Source organism: Blautia sp. CGZ-1-C1, from assembly GCF_056504575.1.
Genome location: NZ_JBWLUT010000057.1, coordinates 1 through 3,005, shown reverse-complemented (window position 1 = coordinate 3,005; position 3,005 = coordinate 1). Strand labels below are relative to the sequence as shown.

Below are 3,005 nucleotides of genomic sequence, written 5' to 3'. Positions count from 1 at the left end.
TTGTTGTTTGGATCCGGACCACCTGCTTTAACAGCCATAACCAGCTCACGTCCGATTACTGTAAAGATCTTACCTTTCTTTGCATCGTTTTTCTCTTTCTTATGTTTAATGTTTGCAAATTTTGAATGTCCTGACATCTTTCTTTCTCCTTTTGTTAAAATAATTTGTTTATTACTGCCCACGCTGTGGACAATAGCATTTATTTATCCCGTTCTACCCTGACCTTGCCGATCGTCTTATTGCCGATAGACAAGATAGTAAAACAGTATCCAATCGCTTTTATGGTCGTATCAATATCCTTGTCTGTAGGAATATGTCCCAGAATATTCGTAAGATAACCATTTAATGTTTCAAACTCTGTGTCTCCGAAATCAGCCTCCAATTCCTCTTCCACATCTTCCAGATATGCAAGCCCGTCAACGATCAGACTGTTGTCTCTTCTGCGCACGAATCGTGATCTCATCTTCATCATATTCATCCAGAATATCCCCGACGATTTCTTCCAGAATATCCTCCATAGTGACAATACCTGCTGTCTGTCCATATTCATCCACAACAACAGCCATATGAATCTTCTTGGCCTGCATGGTATGAAAAAGATCTCCGATTCCTCTTGTCTCAGGAATGAGCGAAGCCTGCCTGATAATCCCCGGCAGCTCTTTCAGCGGTTTAAATTTCGCCCATGGATTCTGTGTCATGAATTTGAGTGCATCTTTATAATGAACGATTCCCTTAATATTGTCAATATTTTCCTCATATACCGGATAACGGGAATTTCCCTCCTCCAGCATCGTATCGATCATGTTTTTAAGCAGAATCTCTTCATCAAAAGCTACAACATTCTTTCTGTGAGTCATAATATCATGCGCTTCTGTCTCATTAAAAGACATGATATTCTGAATCATCTCTGCCTCGTTCTCTTCAATGACACCCTGTTCATGGGCCTCATCTACGATAGAAATGATCTCTTCCTCTGTCACAGCAGATTCCTTACGGTCTATTTCCACGCCAAACGGCACTGCTGCCAGTCTCGCTATCCAGGTAATAAATACCGTAAAAGGTTTCAGCAGATTCACCCAGAAATGTACCAGGTTCAGATATCTGTACGCATAAGTATCCGGATGATACGTACCAACCCGGCGAAAAGTCAGAATCCCAATTCCCGCAAGCAGAATCACACTCAATGCCATCACCAGGATCAATGCCGGTACATGCTTTATGTACGGGTGAAATGCCTCTACTGCCCATGGAACAAGGAACGTACCAAAGCAAATACCACACGCCATTACGATCAAAGGAATCGCATTGATGAACTGCGTTGGCTTATCGATCAATGCCATAAGCATCTGCGCTTTCTTATCGCCCTCATCTGCTCTCTTCTGTGTATCATTCTCACTTATATTTCTCAGTGCCGCAGCAAATCCATAAAAGATACCATTCAGCCACAGCAACGATAGTAAGACAAACAAGCCCCAGAGGGGCATACTACTGCCATCTTCCATTGTATTGATCAGTCTCCTCTGTATTGAATACGCGTAGTTACTGGTAAAATATATCACTTTCTCAATTAATCGTCAAGATATCAGAACGTGTTTAAAAAATCAGTTACTGTTCACTCCGTGCCCAGTAACACGCTACGCGATGCAGGAAATATTTTTCAGACAGACTCTAAAAAGTAAGTTCAAGGCTGATTTCAAGTGCGTGATTGACTTTATCAAGCATTGCCTCATCCAGATGGCATACCTTATCTTTCAGCCTTCTTTTATCTATAGTTCGAAGTTGTTCCAGTAAAATTACAGAATCCTTTTCAATTCCATAAGTCCCTGCATCTATTTCAATATGTGTCGGAAGTTTCGCCTTATTCATTTTGGATGTAATAGCAGCACAGATCACCGTAGGGCTGTGTCTGTTGCCAACATTATTCTGAATAATCAGAACCGGACGAATCCCTCCCTGCTCGCTCCCCACTACCGGACGAAGATCCGCATAAAATATATCCCCTCTTTTAATTACCACACAATTCACACTCCGATTCTTTCTGGTTTCATAAAAACCTTGTTTTAGAATTAAGTATTTCCATCTTTTTCTTGTGTATACATGCGTGGTATATAAAATAACCGTAACTATTCAGTTCCCTTATGTATCAATAAATCTTCTGATTATTGTTATAGTAATGGATAACCTGCTGATGAACAGTTACAAAATTGCAGTTTACTCTGTCATTTATAGTTCTGCCGCATTATCTGCGTACAAAAGTAATCCATGGCATCAACTCAGGTTCAGAAAACCTTTTGTCCCTGATACCATACTTCAGCTTCTTTGCCGTCTTTTATATAAACTCTTGGCACACGTGGGCTGATATCACAGGCAAATTCATAAGAAAACCTGCCGCAAAGATCCCCCATCTCTTCTATACTGATAAATTCATCCCCATCTCTGCCAAGAAGAGTTACTTCATCACCCTTCTTTACATTGTCGATTTCTGTCACATCTGCCATAAACTGATCCATACAGACTCTTCCAAGGATCGGGGCTTTTTTTCCATGTATCAGAACCCATCCTTTATTAGAAAGCTGTCTTGGGTATCCATCTGCATAGCCTACCGGAATCGTAGCTACACGTTTCTTCTTATCTGCCACATAGGTGCCTCCATAGCTGATCGCAGCACCTGCCGGAACATCTTTTACATATGTAATATGACTTTTCAGTTCCATTACAGGTGCAAGCTTCACGATGTCTCTCTCCACCTCCGAAGAAGGATAAATTCCATAAATAGTAATTCCGGCGCGAACGATACTCAAATTCGCCTCCGGTACACGAATAATGCCGGCACTGTTAGAGCAGTGATGCAGCGGAATATCCACTCCGGCTTCCTCTACACGTTTCGAAAAATCCTGATATCGTTCAAGCTGAACCATCGCCGGGCTTCTGTCATACTCATCCGCTCTTCGCAAAGTGAGTAAACATCCCCTCTATCTCAAGATTCGGAAGTTCAGCGATCTTTT

At 41.6% G+C, this 3,005-nt stretch carries 3 protein-coding genes and 2 pseudogenes; all 5 read right to left on the bottom strand.

The window, feature by feature from the left end; translation table 11 throughout:
- Positions 1-137 (bottom strand): annotated as a pseudogene (locus AC058W_RS03925) (YebC/PmpR family DNA-binding transcriptional regulator); the annotation flags it as partial.
- Positions 138-199: 62 nt separating this feature from the next.
- Positions 200-448 (bottom strand): transporter associated domain-containing protein, encoded by a 249-nt coding sequence (locus tag AC058W_RS03920; RefSeq protein WP_479389735.1) that lies wholly within the window; start codon positions 446-448, stop codon positions 200-202.
- Positions 417-1,502 (bottom strand): hemolysin family protein, encoded by a 1,086-nt coding sequence (locus tag AC058W_RS03915; protein ID WP_479389734.1) that lies wholly within the window; start codon positions 1,500-1,502, stop codon positions 417-419. The genes AC058W_RS03920 and AC058W_RS03915 overlap by 32 nt, the downstream gene beginning before the upstream one ends.
- Positions 1,503-1,668: 166 nt before the next feature.
- Positions 1,669-2,016, bottom strand: coding sequence for a type II toxin-antitoxin system PemK/MazF family toxin (locus tag AC058W_RS03910; RefSeq protein WP_117676429.1), 348 nt, complete (start codon positions 2,014-2,016; stop codon positions 1,669-1,671).
- A gap of 263 nt (positions 2,017-2,279) precedes the next feature.
- A pseudogene (gene alr, locus AC058W_RS03905) lies at positions 2,280-3,005 on the bottom strand (alanine racemase); the annotation flags it as partial.